This is a genomic window from Nocardioides hankookensis (assembly GCF_042658885.1).
Classification (GTDB): Bacteria; Actinomycetota; Actinomycetes; order Propionibacteriales; family Nocardioidaceae; genus Nocardioides; species Nocardioides hankookensis.
The window spans coordinates 403,286-418,500 of sequence record NZ_JBHSRJ010000008.1; the positions used below are offsets into that span (position 1 = coordinate 403,286).

At 71.8% G+C, this 15,215-nt stretch carries 14 protein-coding genes and 1 rRNA gene; 8 read left to right on the top strand and 7 right to left on the bottom strand.

Annotated elements, in window-relative coordinates:
- Nucleotides 1-61 precede the first annotated feature (61 nt).
- Nucleotides 62-502 (bottom strand): DUF3052 domain-containing protein, encoded by a 441-nt coding sequence (locus ACFPYL_RS19360; RefSeq protein WP_379158099.1) that lies wholly within the window; start codon nucleotides 500-502, stop codon nucleotides 62-64.
- A 248-nt stretch (nucleotides 503-750) separates the two neighbouring features.
- On the opposite strand from ACFPYL_RS19360, the gene aceE reads away from it, so the two are divergent.
- On the top strand, nucleotides 751-3,471 hold the full coding sequence (gene aceE, locus ACFPYL_RS19365) for a pyruvate dehydrogenase (acetyl-transferring), homodimeric type (protein WP_379158170.1): 2,721 nt from the start codon (nucleotides 751-753) through the stop codon (nucleotides 3,469-3,471).
- A gap of 57 nt (nucleotides 3,472-3,528) precedes the next feature.
- On the opposite strand, the gene ACFPYL_RS19370 is transcribed toward aceE, so the two are convergent.
- The gene (locus tag ACFPYL_RS19370) at nucleotides 3,529-4,476 is read right to left on the bottom strand and encodes an alpha/beta fold hydrolase (RefSeq protein WP_379158102.1); all 948 of its coding nucleotides are present in this window, start codon (nucleotides 4,474-4,476) and stop codon (nucleotides 3,529-3,531) included.
- Between the two features lie 146 nt (nucleotides 4,477-4,622).
- Between ACFPYL_RS19370 and ACFPYL_RS19375 the strand changes: the two genes are divergently transcribed.
- From ACFPYL_RS19375 to ACFPYL_RS19405, 7 genes are all read left to right on the top strand, one after another.
- On the top strand, nucleotides 4,623-5,825 hold the full coding sequence (locus ACFPYL_RS19375; RefSeq protein WP_379158105.1) for a PucR family transcriptional regulator: 1,203 nt from the start codon (nucleotides 4,623-4,625) through the stop codon (nucleotides 5,823-5,825).
- A 108-nt stretch (nucleotides 5,826-5,933) separates the two neighbouring features.
- Nucleotides 5,934-7,118 (top strand): acyltransferase domain-containing protein, encoded by a 1,185-nt coding sequence (locus ACFPYL_RS19380; protein WP_379158108.1) that lies wholly within the window; start codon nucleotides 5,934-5,936, stop codon nucleotides 7,116-7,118.
- The gene (locus ACFPYL_RS19385; protein WP_379158111.1) at nucleotides 7,118-8,119 is read left to right on the top strand and encodes a beta-ketoacyl-ACP synthase III; all 1,002 of its coding nucleotides are present in this window, start codon (nucleotides 7,118-7,120) and stop codon (nucleotides 8,117-8,119) included. The genes ACFPYL_RS19380 and ACFPYL_RS19385 overlap by 1 nt, the downstream gene beginning before the upstream one ends.
- Before the next feature lie 37 nt (nucleotides 8,120-8,156).
- A complete protein-coding gene (locus ACFPYL_RS19390) occupies nucleotides 8,157-8,402 on the top strand; it encodes an acyl carrier protein (RefSeq protein ID WP_028645031.1) in 246 nt (81 codons plus the stop codon).
- Between the two features lie 32 nt (nucleotides 8,403-8,434).
- Nucleotides 8,435-9,685 (top strand): beta-ketoacyl-ACP synthase II, encoded by a 1,251-nt coding sequence (gene fabF, locus ACFPYL_RS19395; protein WP_379158114.1) that lies wholly within the window; start codon nucleotides 8,435-8,437, stop codon nucleotides 9,683-9,685.
- Entirely contained in the window at nucleotides 9,685-11,124 is a 1,440-nt protein-coding gene (locus tag ACFPYL_RS19400; protein ID WP_379158117.1) for an acyl-CoA carboxylase subunit beta, read from the top strand. Before fabF ends, ACFPYL_RS19400 begins: the two co-directional genes overlap by 1 nt.
- Before the next feature lie 47 nt (nucleotides 11,125-11,171).
- On the top strand, nucleotides 11,172-11,675 hold the full coding sequence (locus ACFPYL_RS19405) for a hypothetical protein (protein ID WP_379158120.1): 504 nt from the start codon (nucleotides 11,172-11,174) through the stop codon (nucleotides 11,673-11,675).
- A 3-nt stretch (nucleotides 11,676-11,678) separates the two neighbouring features.
- Here the strand turns inward: ACFPYL_RS19405 and ACFPYL_RS19410 are convergent, their stop codons facing one another.
- From ACFPYL_RS19410 to rrf, 5 genes are all read right to left on the bottom strand, one after another.
- Nucleotides 11,679-12,212, bottom strand: a complete 534-nt coding sequence (locus tag ACFPYL_RS19410) for a DUF3145 domain-containing protein (RefSeq protein ID WP_379158123.1) — start codon at nucleotides 12,210-12,212, stop codon at nucleotides 11,679-11,681.
- A 112-nt stretch (nucleotides 12,213-12,324) separates the two neighbouring features.
- Nucleotides 12,325-13,254: an alpha/beta fold hydrolase gene (locus ACFPYL_RS19415; protein WP_379158126.1), complete on the bottom strand. Its 930-nt coding sequence runs from the start codon at nucleotides 13,252-13,254 to the stop codon at nucleotides 12,325-12,327.
- Nucleotides 13,251-14,054 carry a PP2C family protein-serine/threonine phosphatase gene (locus ACFPYL_RS19420; protein ID WP_379158129.1) on the bottom strand — a complete coding sequence of 268 codons (804 nt, stop codon included), beginning with the start codon at nucleotides 14,052-14,054 and terminating at the stop codon, nucleotides 13,251-13,253. Before ACFPYL_RS19420 ends, ACFPYL_RS19415 begins: the two co-directional genes overlap by 4 nt.
- Before the next feature lie 55 nt (nucleotides 14,055-14,109).
- A complete protein-coding gene (locus ACFPYL_RS19425; RefSeq protein ID WP_379158132.1) occupies nucleotides 14,110-15,066 on the bottom strand; it encodes a tetratricopeptide repeat protein in 957 nt (318 codons plus the stop codon).
- A gap of 83 nt (nucleotides 15,067-15,149) precedes the next feature.
- A 5S ribosomal RNA gene (rrf, locus tag ACFPYL_RS24320) occupies nucleotides 15,150-15,215 on the bottom strand; the annotation flags it as partial.

The following is a 15,215-nucleotide window of genomic DNA, read 5'->3' on the forward strand; positions in this document are numbered from 1 at the left end:
CGTCGGGAGGGAAACGTCCCGGGGCCGTGACCGACGCTACGCCCAGCAGGTCGGTCGAGCGTCAGGCCGGGGTCTTGGGTGCGACGAGGCGGGTCGCCGACCAGTCCTTGCTCACCGCGGCGGTCGTCGTCTGGGACAGGCCGGCGATCGGCGCGGCCTCGGCGATGTCGGCCGGGTCGACCGCGTTGGGGCGGCCCACCTTGGGCGTCAGCAGCCAGATGGCGCCGCCGCCCACGAGGTCGGTGAGCGCGTCCACGAGGCCGTCGACGAGGTCGCCGTCCTCGTCGCGCCACCACAGCAGCACGGCGTCGACGACGTTGCCGTAGTCGGCATCGACCAGGTCGGCGTCGATGCGGTCCTCGATCGAGACGCGGAGCTCGTCGTCGGTGTCCGTGTCCCAGCCCAGCTCCTGCACCACCATGGCCTGCTTGAAGCCGAGACGGTCGGCCGGGGTGGAGTCAGGGTCGGTCTGGGTGGAACCACCACCCGGGGTCGAGCTCAACGGACGCCTCCGATCAGTCGGGTCGCGGCACGGTGCCGCGACGCCTAGAAGTGGGGAGTAGTCCACCGGAGTTCCCCCGGGCGCGCAACCCGTGTCCACCATGACGACCCGATCCGTGACCTGATCGTGGACGTACTGGTGGGTAAATTTCGCGCGGTGGGAGCGAGTGCAAGGATGAGCGCGTGACCGAAGAAACCACCCCCACTTCCGGCACGGACACCAAGCGGAGCGGCACGACCCCGACCGTCATCCACGAGGGCCTGCCCACCCAGCTGCCCGACATCGACCCGGACGAGACCAACGACTGGCTCGACTCGTTCGACTCGATGGTCGACGAGCGCGGCCGCGAACGTGCCCGCTACGTCATGCTCCGTCTGCTGGAGCGGGCCCGTGAGATGCAGGTGGGCGTGCCCGCGCTGCGGAGCACCGACTACATCAACACGATCCCGCCCGAGCGCGAGCCGTGGTTCCCCGGTGACGAGGAGGCCGAGCGCCGGATCCGTGCGTTCATCCGCTGGAACGCCGCCGTCATGGTCTCCAGCGCCAACCGCAAGGGCCTCGAGGTCGGCGGCCACATCGCGACGTACCAGTCGTCGGCGAGCCTCTACGAGGTCGGCTTCAACCACTTCTTCCGCGGCAAGGACCACCCCGGTGGCGGCGACCAGATCTACATCCAGGGCCACGCCTCCCCCGGCATCTACGCCCGCGCCTTCCTCGAGGGCCGGCTGACCGAGGAGCAGCTCTACCGCTTCCGCCAGGAGGTCCAGCACGGGCCGCACGCCGGCCTGTCGTCGTACCCCCACCCGCGCCTGATGCCGGAGTTCTGGGAGTTCCCGACGGTCTCGATGGGCCTGACCGGCATCAACTCGATCTACCAGGCGCGCTTCAACCGCTACCTGGCCAACCGGGGCATCAAGGACACCGCCGACCAGCACGTGTGGGCGTTCCTCGGCGACGGCGAGATGGCGGAACCCGAGTCGCTGGGCGCGATCCGGATCGCCGCCCGCGAGGAGCTCGACAACCTCACCTGGGTCATCAACTGCAACCTGCAGCAGCTCGACGGCCCGGTCACCGGCAACGGCAAGATCATCCAGGAGCTCGAGGCCAACTTCCGCGGCGCCGGCTGGAACGTCATCAAGGTCGTCTGGGGCCAGGGCTGGGACCCGCTCCTCGCCCGCGACGTCGACGGCGTGCTCGTCAACAAGATGAACACGACGCCCGACGGCGCCTTCCAGACGTACTCCACCGAGGACGGCGCCTACGTGCGCGAGAGCTTCTTCGGCGGTGACCCGCGGCTGCGCAAGATGGTCGAGCACATGACCGACCAGCAGATCGAGAAGCTGCCGCGCGGCGGCCACGACTACCGCAAGGTGTACGCCGCCTTCGACTCCGCGACCAAGCACGTCGGCCAGCCGACCGTGATCCTCGCGAAGACGATCAAGGGCTGGACGATCGACGCGCTGGAGGGCAAGAACGCCACCCACCAGATGAAGAAGCTGACCCAGGACGACCTCAAGAAGTTCCGGGACCGCCTCTACCTGCCGATCTCCGACCGCGACCTCGAGCGCTCCTACGAGGAGACCGGCGGCGCGCCGTTCTTCCACCCGGGCGCCAACGCCCCGGAGATCGAGTACATGCTCGACCGGCGCAAGCAGCTCGGCGGCTCGCTGCCGAAGCGGGTGCTGCGGGCCAAGCCGCTCCAGCTCCCCGGCGACGGCATGTACGCCGAGCTCAAGAAGGGCGGCGGAAAGAACTCCATCGCCACGACGATGGCGGTCGTCCGACTGCTCCGCGACTGGATGAAGGACCCGGAGATCGGCAAGCGCCTGGTGCCGATCGCGCCGGACGAGTACCGGACGTTCGGCATGGACGCCATGTTCCCGAGCGCGAAGGTCTACAACCCGGCCGGACAGCAGTACGAGTCGGTCGACCGCAATATGTTGCTCTCCTACAAGGAGTCGGCGCAGGGCCAGATGCTCCACGAGGGCATCTCCGAGGCCGGAGCGATGGCCTCGGCGACGGCCGCGGGCTCGGCGTACTCCACGCACGGCGAGCACATGATCCCGTTCTACATCTTCTACTCCATGTTCGGGTTCCAGCGCACCGGCGACTCCGTCTGGGCGATGGCCGACCAGCTCGCGCGCGGCTTCCTGATCGGCGCCACCGCCGGTCGCACGACGCTCACCGGCGAGGGCCTGCAGCACGCCGACGGCCACTCGCCGCTGCTCGCGGCGACGAACCCCGCGGTCGTGCACTACGACCCGGCGTTCGCCTACGAGGTCAGCCACATCATGCAGAGCGGTCTCGAGCGGATGTACGGCGAGAACGCGGAAGACGTGATCTTCTACGTCACCGTCTACAACGAGCCCGTCGCCCAGCCGGCCGAGCCGGAGGACGTCGACGCGGAGGGCATCCTCAAGGGCATCCACCACGTCTCGTCCGGTGAGGTCGAGGGACCCCAGGTCCAGCTGCTCGCCTCGGGCGTCGGCTTCCCGTGGGTGAAGGAGGCGCAGCGGATCCTCGCCGAGGAGTGGGGCGTGCGCGCCGACACCTGGTCGGTGACGTCGTGGAACGAGCTGGCCCGCGACGCCGTCGCGGCCGAGGAGTGGAACCTGCTGCACCCGGGCGAGACCCCGCGGACGCCGTACATCACGGACAAGCTGCAGGCGATCAGCGGCCCGGTCGTGGCCGTGTCCGACTACATGCGCGCCGTACCGCTGCAGATCGCGCGCTGGGTCCCCGGTGACTACCGGGTCCTCGGTGCCGACGGCTTCGGCTTCGCCGACACCCGCCCGGCCGCCCGGCGCTACTTCCACATCGACGCCCAGTCGGTCGTCGTGCAGACGCTCCAGGCGCTCGCGGACGCGGGTCAGATCGACCGGTCCAAGGTCGAGGAGGCCTTCGCCCGCTACCGGATCGACGACCCGACGGCCGTCGCCGGCGTCAAGCAGGAAGGCGGCGACGCGTAGTCGTCACCGACACACACGAAGGGCGGCGATCCACACGGATCGCCGCCCTTCGTCGTCCTACGAGATCTCGGCGACCGCGCGGAGCGGCACCGGTGCGGCGGACTCGCCGCCGTCCTTGAGCAGCGCCCGGAACCGGGCGCGTGAGTACTTCGCGGGCTCGGTCGAGCGGATGAAGTCGTGCACGATCCGGCTGAAGCGGTAGGGGTGGTCCTTGTGCGGGAAGTGCCCGGCGTCCGGGATCACCTCGACCCGCGCGTTCGGCGCCACCCGGGCCGCCTGCGAGGCGTGCCGCACCGGGATCACCCGGTCGTCACGGCCCCACACCACCCACATCGGCATCTCCTCGGTGAGGTAGGCCCGGTCGACCATGGTCACGATCTGGCCGTGCCAGTCGACGACCGCGCGGACGACGTGCCGGATGGCGTGCCGGGCGGCCGGGTCCTTGAACGTGTCGAACACCTCGGCGACCTCGTCGAAGTCGCGCGTCGACTTCCAGCCGAGCGCGGAGAGCGTGCGCAGGCCGGCGATCCCCAGGTGGCGTACGCCGGGCAGGGTCAGCACGCCCATCACCTCGTGGAAGCCCGGCGTGGTGATGGCGCGGATCGCCGGCGTCACCTCGGGGCCGAGGCCGCCGGAGGAGACGAGCATCAGTCGCTCGGTGCGCTCGGGGAACTGGTAGGCGAACTGCATGGCCACGCCGCCGCCGAAGCTGTGTCCGATCACGGTGACCTTGTCGATCCCGAGCACGGTGAGCAGGTCGCGCATGCCGTTGGCGTAGCCGCCGACGCTGTAGTCGGCGCGGGGCTTGTCGGACTGCCCGTGACCGAGCAGGTCGGGGGCGATCACCGTGTAGCGCCGACTCAGCGACTCGATCACGGCGTCCCAGGTGGTGTGGTCGCACCCGAGGCCGTGCAGGAGCAGGACGACCGGCCCTGATCCCGCGCGGACGTAGGCGCGGCGGTGGCCGTGGATGGTCACGAACTGCACGTCGTAGCGGTCAGCCACGTCTCTCCCCTGCTGGACGACTCCGGATGACGGGGTAAGTCGCGATTCAATCAGACGTCCCGACGGTTTCGGGGGCCGATCCCCTTGATTTACCAGGGATTTACGCCGACATCCCCTCCACGGGCCAGGTGCAATAGCCTCGCGGGGTGGCCACCCGTCCGACCAAGAGTGCCGCCTCGACCCCCCACGAGCGGGCCGCCGAGGCACTCCAGCGAGCGACCGGTGCGCTCGCCACCGCGGCGACCGCGCGGATGGACCAGGACATGCCCTGGTTCAGCGCCCTCAGCGCAGAGGACCGCTCCTTCGTGTCGAGCATCGTGCAGGCCGGCATCCGGGGCTTCGTCGACTGGTACCGCCTGGCTGGCGACGAGCCCGCCCCTGCGGGCGGCGAGATGGTCGCGTCCGTCTTCGGCGTCGCGCCCCGCGCCCTGGCCGGGGTGATCAACCTCCAGCAGACCGTCGACCTGGTCCGGCTCTCGATCGAGGTCGTCGAGGCCAACATCGAGGAGCTCCTCGACCCCGCCGACGCCGCCGACATCGGGGCCGCCGTGCTCCGCTACGCCCGCGAGGTCGCCTTCGCGACCGCCGAGGTCTACGCGCGCGCCGCCGAGGTCCGGGGTGCCTGGGACGCCCGGCTCGAGGCGCTCGTCGTCGATGCCGTGCTCCGCTCGGATCCCGACGAGGCCCTGCTCTCCCGCGCCAGCGCGCTCGGCTGGGCCGGCCGCGGTGACGTCGCCGTCGTGCTGGGCAGCGCGAGCGTGCAACGGCGCGAGAGCGAGAGCTTCGAGGAGGTACGCCGGGCCGCGCGGGCCGGCGGCATGGACGCACTCTGCGCCGTCCAGGGCGACCGGCTGGTCATCGTCCTGGGCGGCGTCGACGACTCCCGGGCCGCAGCAGCCGCGGTCGTCGACCAGTTCGGACCCGGCCCGGTCGTGGTCGGCCCGGTCGCCGACGACCTGGGCCAGGCCCACGTCTCCGCCCGGGCCGCGCTGGCCGCCCACCGCGCCGCGCCCGGCTGGCCCGAGGCCCCTCGCCCGGTGCGCAGCGCGGACCTGCTCCCCGAGCGCGCGCTCGCCGGCGACGGTCACGCGCGCCGCCACCTCGTCGAGGAGATCTACCTCCCCCTCCTGCACGCCCGCGGGACCCTCATCGAGACGATCTCGTCGTACTTCCAGCAGGGCTCGTCGATCGAGGCCACCGCCCGCGACCTCTTCGTGCACCCGAACACGGTCCGCTACCGGCTCCGGCAGGTCGCGGAGCTCACCGGCTTCTCCCCCACCGACCCCCGCGAGGCCCTCACCCTGGAGATCGCCCTGGTGCTCGGCCGGCTCTCCGGCCGGACGTCCTAGCGCCCGCCGTACCACACCGCTGTTTGTGGAAACCCTACAAAGACTCGCGGGGCGTTTTCGTGCGGGCCACACGCGAGGTTCCGGCCCCGTGCACGGCAGAGTGGAGGTGTGCTCGTCGTCGTCGCTCCCGGCCAAGGGGCCCAGACCCCCGGTTTCCTCCAGCCCTGGTTGGAGGACCCGAGGTTCGCCTCGCGCTTCGACTGGCTCTCCACGGTCGCCGGCCTCGACCTCGCCCACTACGGCACCGAGGCCGACGCCGACACGATCCGCCAGACCGAGATCGCCCAGCCGCTGCTGGTCGCGACCGGCCTGGTCGCGGTCCTCGAGGTCTTCCCGCACCCCTCCGACGCCTTCGAGCAGGTTGGCGCCGTCGCCGGCCACAGCGTCGGCGAGATCGCGGCCGCCACGGGCGCCCGGGTGATCACCGCCGAGCAGGCGATGGTCCTGGTCCGCGAGCGCGGCCGGGCGATGGCCGAGGCCGCCGGGGTCACCCCGACCGGCATGACCGCCGTCCTCGGCGGCGATCGCGAGGAGGTCCTCGCCGCGATCGACAAGCACGGCCTGACGGCCGCCAACGACAACGGCCCCGGCCAGATCGTCGCCGCCGGCACCCTCGAGCAGCTCGCGGCTTTCGCCGACGAGCCCCCCACCAAGGCCCGGCTGATGCCGCTCAGCGTCGCCGGCGCCTTCCACACCCGCCACATGGAGCCCGCGGTCGGCCACCTGGCCGGCCTGGCCCGCTCGGTCTCGGTCCACGACCCCCGCACCCGCGTCATCTCCAACCGCGACGGCAAGGTCATCCACGACGGCCGCGAGGTCCTCGCCCGGATCGTCGGGCAGATCGCCAGCCCGGTCCGCTGGGACCTGTGCCTGGAGACGATGGAGGACCTCGGCGTCACCGGCATCCTGGAGATGCCGCCCGCCGGCACCCTGACCGGCATCGCCAAGCGCGCCCTGAAGGGCGTGGAGACGTTCGCGCTCAAGACCCCCGACCAGCTCGACGCGGCGCGCGAGTTCTGCGCCAAGCACGGCGAGTCCTCGGGCATGAACACCACCCCGACCTGGCGGATGGTCGTCTCCCCCGCCAAGGGCACGTTCCACATCTCGGCCGAGGCCGAGGCTCTCGACGTGCTGCCCGCCGGCGCGACGATCGGCGAGGTCGCCAGCCTGCGCGACCGTACGGCGATCACGGCGGCCCACGGCGGCGAGATCGTCGAGTGGCTCGTCCACGACGGCGACCTGGTCTCGCCCGGCCAGCCGCTGATCCGCCTGCACCCCCAGGGAGGCTACTGATGGTCGCGATCCAGCCGGCGCAGGGCGTCGAGCACGCCGCCATCCTCGGCATCGGCGCCTACCGGCCGTCGCGGGTCATCCCGAACGCCGAGGTGGTCGACGCGATCGACTCCAGCGACGAGTGGATCCAGCAGCGCTCCGGCATCAAGCAGCGCCGGTGGGCGACCGCCGAGGAGACCGTGCAGATGATGTCGGTCGCCGCCTCACGTACCGCGCTCGAGCGGGCCGGCATCGACGCCCGCCAGATCGACTGCGTCATCGTCGCGACGGTCACCCACATGCTCCAGACCCCCGCGATCGCCACCGCGATCGCCCACGAGCTCGGCACAGACCAGGCGGCCGCCTTCGACATCTCGGCCGCGTGCGCCGGCTTCTGCCACGGCGTCGCGCTCGCGTCCGACCTGGTGCGCGGCGGCAGCGCCGGCTATGCCCTGGTGATCGGCGTCGAGCGGCTCTCCGAGCTCACCGACATCGGTGACCGCGGCACCGCCTTCATCTTCGCCGACGGCGCCGGGGCCGTGGTCGTCGGACCCAGCGACCGGCCCGGCATCGGCCCGGTCGTGTGGGGCTCCGACGGCGAGCAGTTCGACCTGATCCGCCAGCGCGAGGACTGGCGCGACGTGGTCGTCTCCGAGCGCCCCGAGATGCCGCACCTGGTCATGCAGGGCAACGCGGTCTTCCGCTGGGCGTCGTACCAGATGGCGAAGACCGGCCAGCAGGCCCTGGACCGCGCCGGCGTCAGCATCGACGACCTCGACGTCTTCGTCCCCCACCAGGCCAACATGCGCATCACCGACGCCATGGCCCGGGCGATGAAGCTCCCCGAGCGGGTCAAGATCGCCCGCGACATCGCCGACCAGGGCAACACGTCGGCCGCGTCGATCCCGCTCGCGCTCGACCGGATGATCGAGGAGGGGGACGCCCGCAGCGGCGACACCGCCCTCCTGATCGCCTTCGGTGCCGGCCTCGCGTACGCCGCGCAGGTCGTCACCGTCCCCTGACGCACCACCCAACCCACATGAGAGAAGGAACCGCCTGATGGCCACCACCGAAGAGATCCGCGCCGACCTCGCCGAGATCGTCAACGAGGTCGCCGGCATCGACGCCGACGACGTCCAGCTCGACAAGTCGTTCGTGGACGACCTGGACGTGGACTCGCTGTCCATGGTCGAGGTCGTCGTCGCGGCCGAGGAGAAGTTCGGCGTCTCGATCCCCGACGACGAGGTCAAGAACCTGAAGACCGTCGGCGACGCCGTCGCCTTCATCGAGCGCGCGCAGGCCTGATCCACCCCTCCAGCAGCACCGCAAGGAGCACCATGTCGAAGCGAGTCGTCGTCACCGGTCTCGGGACCACCTCCCCCGTCGGGGGTGACGTGGCCAGCACCTGGGACGCCCTGGTCAACGGGCGTTCCGGGGTCCGCTACCTCACCGACGACTGGGCCGAGGAGATGCCGGTCAAGATCGCCGGCCGGATCGCGGTCGAGCCGAGCGAGGTGCTCGAGCGCGTGAAGGCGCGTCGCCTCGACCGCTCCTCGCAGTTCGCCATGGTGGCCGCCATGGAGGCCTGGGCGGACGCCGGGCTGGTCGACGTGGAGCTCGAGAAGGAGCGGCTCGGTGTCTGCATGGCCTCGGGCATCGGTGGCGTCACGACGCTGCTCGACAACTACGACACGTTGAAGGAGAAGGGACCCCGCCGGGTCTCCCCCCTCGCCGTGCCGATGCTGATGCCCAACGCGCCGGCGGCGCAGATCAGCCTCTACGTCGGAGCGCGCGCGGCGGTCATCACGCCGGTCTCGGCGTGCGCGTCCGGCAACGAGGCGATCGCCCACGCGATCGACCAGATCCGGCTCGGCCGGGCCGACGTCGTGGTCGCCGGCGGCACCGAGGCGGCGATCCACCCGCTGCCGATGGCGGCCTTCGCCAACATGATGGCGCTCTCCAAGACCGCCAGCGGCGAGGGCGGCGGCGACCCGACCGCCGTGTCGCGGCCGTGGGACACCGCGCGCGACGGGTTCGTGCTCGGCGAGGGCGCCGGCGTCCTGGTGCTGGAGTCCGAGGAGCACGCCCTGGCCCGTGGTGCGCGGATCTACGCGACCGTGCTCGGTGCCGGCATCACCGCCGACTCCCACGACATCGCGCAGCCCGACCCCGAGGGCCGCGGTGGCTCCCGCGCGATCCTCGCCGCCCTCCGGGAGGCGGACATCTCGCCGGACACGATCGCGCACGTCAACGCCCACGCGACGTCGACCCCGCAGGGCGACATCGCCGAGGGTCTGATGCTGCACGCGACGCTCGGGGCGCACGCCACCGACGTGATCGTCACGAGCACGAAGTCGATGACCGGCCACCTGCTCGGCGGCGCCGGCGCGCTCGAGGCGGTCGCCACCGTGCAGGCCCTCCACCACCGGATCGCGCCACCGACGATCAACCTCGACAACCAGGACCCGCAGGTCGAGCTCGACATCGCCACCAAGGCGCGCGACCTGCCGATGGGCGACATCGCCGCGCTCAACAACTCGTTCGGCTTCGGCGGCGCCAACGTCGCCGTGATCTTCGGGAGCAACTGATGACCGCGACGGCCACGCCGAGCACGAAGCCCGCGAAGCTCCCCCGCGAGGAGGACCCGCGCAACCCGGTGCACCGGTTGACCGCGCTCTTCGACGAGGGCAGCCTCGAGCTGATCACCCCCGACGACGACTCGGGCATGCTCGCCGCCGTCGGCACGGTCGACGGCGCCCGCGCCGTCGCGTTCTGCTCCGACGCCACCGTCATGGGTGGCGCGATGGGCGACCTGGGCTGCCGGGTCGTCGTCGACGCCTACCACCGCGCGCTGACCGACCAGGTGCCGATCATCGGCCTGTGGCACTCCGGCGGCGCTCGGCTCGCCGAGGGCGTGCTCTCGCTGCACGCCGTCGGCCGGATCTTCCAGGTGATGACCCAGGCCTCCGGCAAGATCCCGCAGATCTCCGTGGTGCTCGGCCCGGCCGCCGGTGGCGCGGCGTACGGTCCCGCACTCACCGACGTCGTCATCCTCGGCCCCGAGGGCCGCATCTTCGTGACCGGCCCCGACGTGGTCCGCTCGGTCACCGGCGAGGACGTCGACATGCTCCGCCTCGGCGGCCCCGAGCCGCACGGACGCCGCTCCGGCGTCGTCCACATCCTCGCCGACTCCGAGCGGGACGCGCTCGACCGCGCCCGCGACGTCGCGTCGCTGCTCGGCGACCAGGGCAGCCTCGCCGTCGCCGACATCGAGGACCGCGACCTCGAGGCCCTGCTCCCCGAGTCCAAGAAGCGGGCGTACGACGTGCACCCGCTGGTCGAGTCGATCCTCGACGAGGGCACCACCCAGGAGCTGCACGCCCGCTGGGCGCCCAACATCGTCACCGCTCTCGGTCGCTTCGGCGGCCGCACCGTCGGCGTCGTCGCCAACAACCCGCTGCGCCTCGGCGGGTGCCTCGACTCGCTCTCCGCCGAGAAGGCGTCCCGCTTCGTGCGGATGTGCGACGCCTTCGGCGTCCCGCTGATCGTCGTCGTCGACGTGCCCGGCTACCTGCCCGGCGTCGGCCAGGAGTGGGACGGCGTGGTCCGCCGCGGCGCCAAGCTCCTGCACGCCTTCGGCGAGTGCGTGGTCCCCCGCGTCACGCTGGTGACCCGCAAGACGTACGGCGGCGCCTACATCGCCATGAACTCCCGCTCGCTCGGGGCGACCCGCGTCTTCGCGTGGCCGGGTGCCGAGGTCGCGGTCATGGGCGCGGTCGCCGCCATCCGGATCCTGCACCGGCGCCGGCTGGCCGAGGTCTCCCCCGACATCCGGCCCCAGGTCGAGGCCGAGCTGGCCGCCGAGCACGAGCGGATCGCGGGCGGCGTCGACAAGGCTGTGGAGATCGGCGTCGTCGACGAGGTCGTCTCCCCCAGCCGGACCCGCTCGGCGCTGGCCCAGGCCATCGAGGGCGCCGTGCAGTCCGGCGGGGTGCACCGCGGCGCCCACGGCAACATCCCGCTCTGAGCCCGCTCAGCCCGTAACCCCGTCCGGGGTCCCCCGTTGGACCCTCTATGACCCGGGTCACACGCACCACTGCCTGTCTGGCCGGGGCCGGGCTCACGCTGGGGCTCCTCGCGGCACCGGCGACGGCGTCCTCGGCTCCGGCCGACCCCGTCACGACACTCCTCGGCTCGCTGCTCGGGGAGTCGTCGTCCTCGGACGGGAGCCAACCGGCGGCGCGCCAGCGCTCCTCCTACGGCCGCACCAGCGCGCCCGACGGCACCCTGCGCAGCGGCTGCCACAACTACCGCTACGGCTACCGGCTCCGGCCGCCGACCAGCGACTGGACCCTCGAGACCTTCCTGCGCGACCGCACCGGCGAAGGCATCGCGTCCGGCGTCTTCATCTCGGACTCCGACCCGCGGGCCCAGCACAGCCACTTCCGCTTCTGCCGCTACTCCACGCGCGCGGGCCGGTTCACGATCCGGGCCTTGATGCACTGGTACGGCCCCACCGGCGCCGAGCACCAGGTCTGGCTCGAGCCGTCGCACTTCCGGCTCAGCCGCCCCAGCTGACGATCACACCACCTGGTGCAGCCAGCGCACCGGGGCGCCGTCCCCGGCGTGCCGGAACGTCTCGAGCTCGTCGTCCCACGGCTTGCCGAGCAGCTTGTCGATCTCGCCGAGCAACGTGGTGTCGCCCAGGGCGGCCTTCACGACCGCGGCCTTGAGCCGGTCCTCGGGGATCATGATGTCGCCGTGGAGGCCGGTGACGGCATGGAAGACGCCGAGCTCGGGGGTGTAGGAGTAGCGCGACCCCTCGGAGGAGGCGGTGGCCTCCTCGGTGATCTCGAAGCGCAGGTGGTTCCAGCCGCGCAGCGCCGACGCCACGGCCGCCGCGGACCCGGTCGCGCCGGACCAGGACAGCTCGGCCCGGTAGGCACCCGACTGGGCGGCCTGGGGCGTCCAGTCGAGGCTCACGGGCATGCCAAGGACACCGCTGACGGCCCACTCGATGTGCGGGCACAGCGCGGACGGCGCTGAGTGGACGTACAGGACGCCCCTCGTCGCAGTGCGGGTTGCAGTGCTAGCGGTCACCGGGTCCTCCTTCATCTCCGGCGCGAGATGCGCCTTCCCCAGCGGTCTCCCGGAGATGTATGAGGGTGAGTGACACGCATGTAGTTGTGGCACCCATTGTGGCCCATGGGGCAGGAGAACGCCAGTGTTAGCGCGTGCGTGCCCGCGTCGGCGCCGCACGGCGCGGCCCGAGCTCCATCAGCGAGGCCAGCACCTGCTCGGCGATGCCCAGCCCGCCGAGGTGGCTCTCACCGTCGATGGCCGACATCCGGGCGTCCGGGAGCCGGTCGACGACGTGCCGACCGTGCCGGAACGGCACGATGTGGTCGTCGTCCCCGTGCCACCACAGCACCGGGACCGACACGTCGGCGAGGTCGAAGCCCCAGTGCCGGGTGAAGAGGATCAGGTCGTTGATCGGCGCGGAGGTCTGGAACCTGCTGCCGTTGAGCAGGTCGTCGAGGAACATCGCCTTGAACTCCGGGCGGGACAGCAGGTTCTTGTCCCCCGGCGGCTGGAGCGCGGCGTAGAGGTCGAGCGCAGGGCCGGCGAGCGGGCGGGCGAGCCGGATCGTCTGGGTGAGCGCGACCGAGAGCGGCACCCGCGCGACGGAGAGCAACGGCGCGAGCTGGACGGCGAGCTGGACGGCGCCGCCCTCTGCGGCGTCGGGCCCGCGGGTCGGAGCCACGCCGCCGAGCACCCCCACCCCGTGCACCCGTTCCGGCAGGGCCGCGCCGGCGGCCAGGGCGTAGGGACCGCCGCCGGACAGCCCGATCACCCGGACCGTGTCGATCGCCAGCGTCTCGAGCACCAGCTCCAGGTCGCGGGTCCAGTCCAGGACGTCCGGGTAGAGGTGCGAGGTCGACGAGCCGATTCCCGGCCGGTCCAGGCCGATCAGGCGAAGGCCGTGACGCTCGGCGTACGCCCGCGCCTCGAGCGGGATCTGCCGACGCGCTCCCGGCGTCCCGTGCATCCACACGATCGCCGGGCCGCGCCGTGAGCCGTACTCGGCGAAGCTCAGGCGTCGGTCGCCGCGTACGCCGACGCTGCCCTCGAGGGCGGGCCGCTTGACGTCCTTCATGCCCGCGAGTGGACGGCTGCCGGGTCGACGATGTTGCGCACATCGCAGAGCGCGCCCAGCAGGCGTCCGTCGCCGACCACGAGCGGGCCGTCGACGACGTCGAGCACCACCGCGGTGATGTTGTCCTTGCCGCCGGCGAGCAGGGCCGACTGGGTCAGCACCGCGGCCGCCGAGTGTGGGTCGGTCAGCCGGAGCACCTCGGCGATCCGGTCGTCGCGCACCAGGTCGGTCAGGCCGTCGCTGCTCAGGAGCAGCCGGTCGCCGGCCCGGACCTCCAGCTCGGTGACGTCGAAGGCCTGGTCGGCGCCGCCGTCGAGGGAACGCAACACCACGTTGCTCCACGGGTGTCCGAACCGCTCTGCGGGGTCGAGCTGGCCGGTGTCGACGAGGTGCTGGACGTAGGTGTGGTCCTGGGATATCTGGTGCATCAACCCGTCACGCACCAGGTAGGCGCGGCTGTCACCGACGTGCCCGAGCACGACGCGAGAGCCGTCGGTGAGCACGGCCGTGAGCGTGGTCGCCATGCCGGAGCGCTCCTCGTCTGCGGCGACGCCGGCGCGCAGGCTGGCGTGAGCGTGCTCGACCGCGGCGACCAGCACCTGCGTGGGATCGTCCCCGAACCGCGCGAGCGCCGTCGCGGCCACCACGTACGCGGCTGTCGCGGAGGCGACCTCGCCTGCGGCAGCACCACCGACACCGTCGGCGACGACCGCTACGTAGGGGCCGTGGAACGCCGAGTCCTCGTTGTGGGGTCGGACCCGTCCGACGTCGCTGACGCCAGCACCGGAGAACCGCAGCATGCTTCCTCCTCGCGCGCGATCGGGTCGATCCTCCCCCGACCCGCCGTGAGGAAACCTAGCCGAGCTTCTTCTCCAGCGCCTCCGCGCGCTCGGCAGCGTCGGTCAGCTCCTCGGAGTCGATCGAGTAGGTGCGGTGGAACCACGCCAGCGCGTCCTGCTCCCGCCCGGCCGCCACCAGCGTGTCGGCGTAGGCGTAGCGGAGCCGGACCACCCACGGCGCCCGGCTCTTCGACATCAGGGGGGCCAGCTCGAGCGTGCGCAGTGCAGCGTCCATCTGACCGAGGTCGCGTCGAGCACCGGCTTCGACGATAGTCATCTCAGCCTTCGCCTCGGGCCCGAAGTTCGCGACGCCCGGGCTCTTCGCCAGCTTGAGCGCCTCCTGGGGCTTGCCCAGCGCCCGGTGGCAGTCGGCCATGATCGGCAGGTACGCCGTGGCGCCGTTCATCCGCTTGGCGGCGCGCAGCTCGGCCAGCGCCTCGGCGTAGTGACCGGCGGCGTATGCCGTCTCGCCCGTCGCCTCGCGCACGACCGCGATCCGCGAAGCGCGCGCCCGGGCGGCCATCGCGTGCTGGTAGGCCAGCTCCGGGTCGGAGTCCACGAGCATCCCGGCCACGACGAGGTGGCGTGCGACGCGGTTGGCCAGCTTCTCCGGCAGGCCCTTCAGCTGGGCGGCGACGCTGTGGTCGAGCTCGGCGCCGGTCACCTCCGAGGGCAGGTCCGGACCGTCGTAGACCGCCTGGTCCGCGGTGCGGGCCGGCTTCTCGCGACCCTGGCCGCCGCGCGGAGCCGAGCTCCGGCCGGCACCGCGCGCCGGGCCCTTGCCCGAACCCTTGCCGGGAGCGCGGCGCTCGTCCGACGGCGACCACTTGGTGGACCGTTCGTTGGACTTCGCCGACTTGTCCCGGTTGCCACCGGCGGTCGGCTTCCCGCCGGACCGCGGCTTGCCGCTCGCCGACTTCCCTCCGGACGGCTTCCCGCTCGACGGGCGCTGGGTGCGACGCTGCTCGGCCACGACTGTCTGCTCCTGGTTCCTCTACGAAAGGTGCTGAAATGAGTAGAGGCCACCTTACAAAAGGTGGCCTCTACTGAGTGTATGTCCGGCGGCGTCCTACTCTCCCACAACCTCTCGGTTGCAGTACCATCGGCGCTGAAAGGCTTAAC

What these genes read in the sequence shown, in the direction of transcription:
- fabF (WP_379158114.1), top strand. Translation starts at nt 8,435, where the DNA reads ATGTCGAAGCGAGTCGTCGTCACCGGTCTCGGGACCACCTCCCCCGTC.
- ACFPYL_RS19420 (WP_379158129.1), bottom strand. Translation starts at nt 14,054, where the DNA reads ATGCTGCGGTTCTCCGGTGCTGGCGTCAGCGACGTCGGACGGGTCCGA.
- ACFPYL_RS19415 (WP_379158126.1), bottom strand. Translation starts at nt 13,254, where the DNA reads ATGAAGGACGTCAAGCGGCCCGCCCTCGAGGGCAGCGTCGGCGTACGC.
- ACFPYL_RS19390 (WP_028645031.1), top strand. Translation starts at nt 8,157, where the DNA reads ATGGCCACCACCGAAGAGATCCGCGCCGACCTCGCCGAGATCGTCAAC.
- ACFPYL_RS19400 (WP_379158117.1), top strand. Translation starts at nt 9,685, where the DNA reads ATGACCGCGACGGCCACGCCGAGCACGAAGCCCGCGAAGCTCCCCCGC.
- ACFPYL_RS19405 (WP_379158120.1), top strand. Translation starts at nt 11,172, where the DNA reads ATGACCCGGGTCACACGCACCACTGCCTGTCTGGCCGGGGCCGGGCTC.
- ACFPYL_RS19385 (WP_379158111.1), top strand. Translation starts at nt 7,118, where the DNA reads ATGGTCGCGATCCAGCCGGCGCAGGGCGTCGAGCACGCCGCCATCCTC.
- ACFPYL_RS19410 (WP_379158123.1), bottom strand. Translation starts at nt 12,212, where the DNA reads ATGAAGGAGGACCCGGTGACCGCTAGCACTGCAACCCGCACTGCGACG.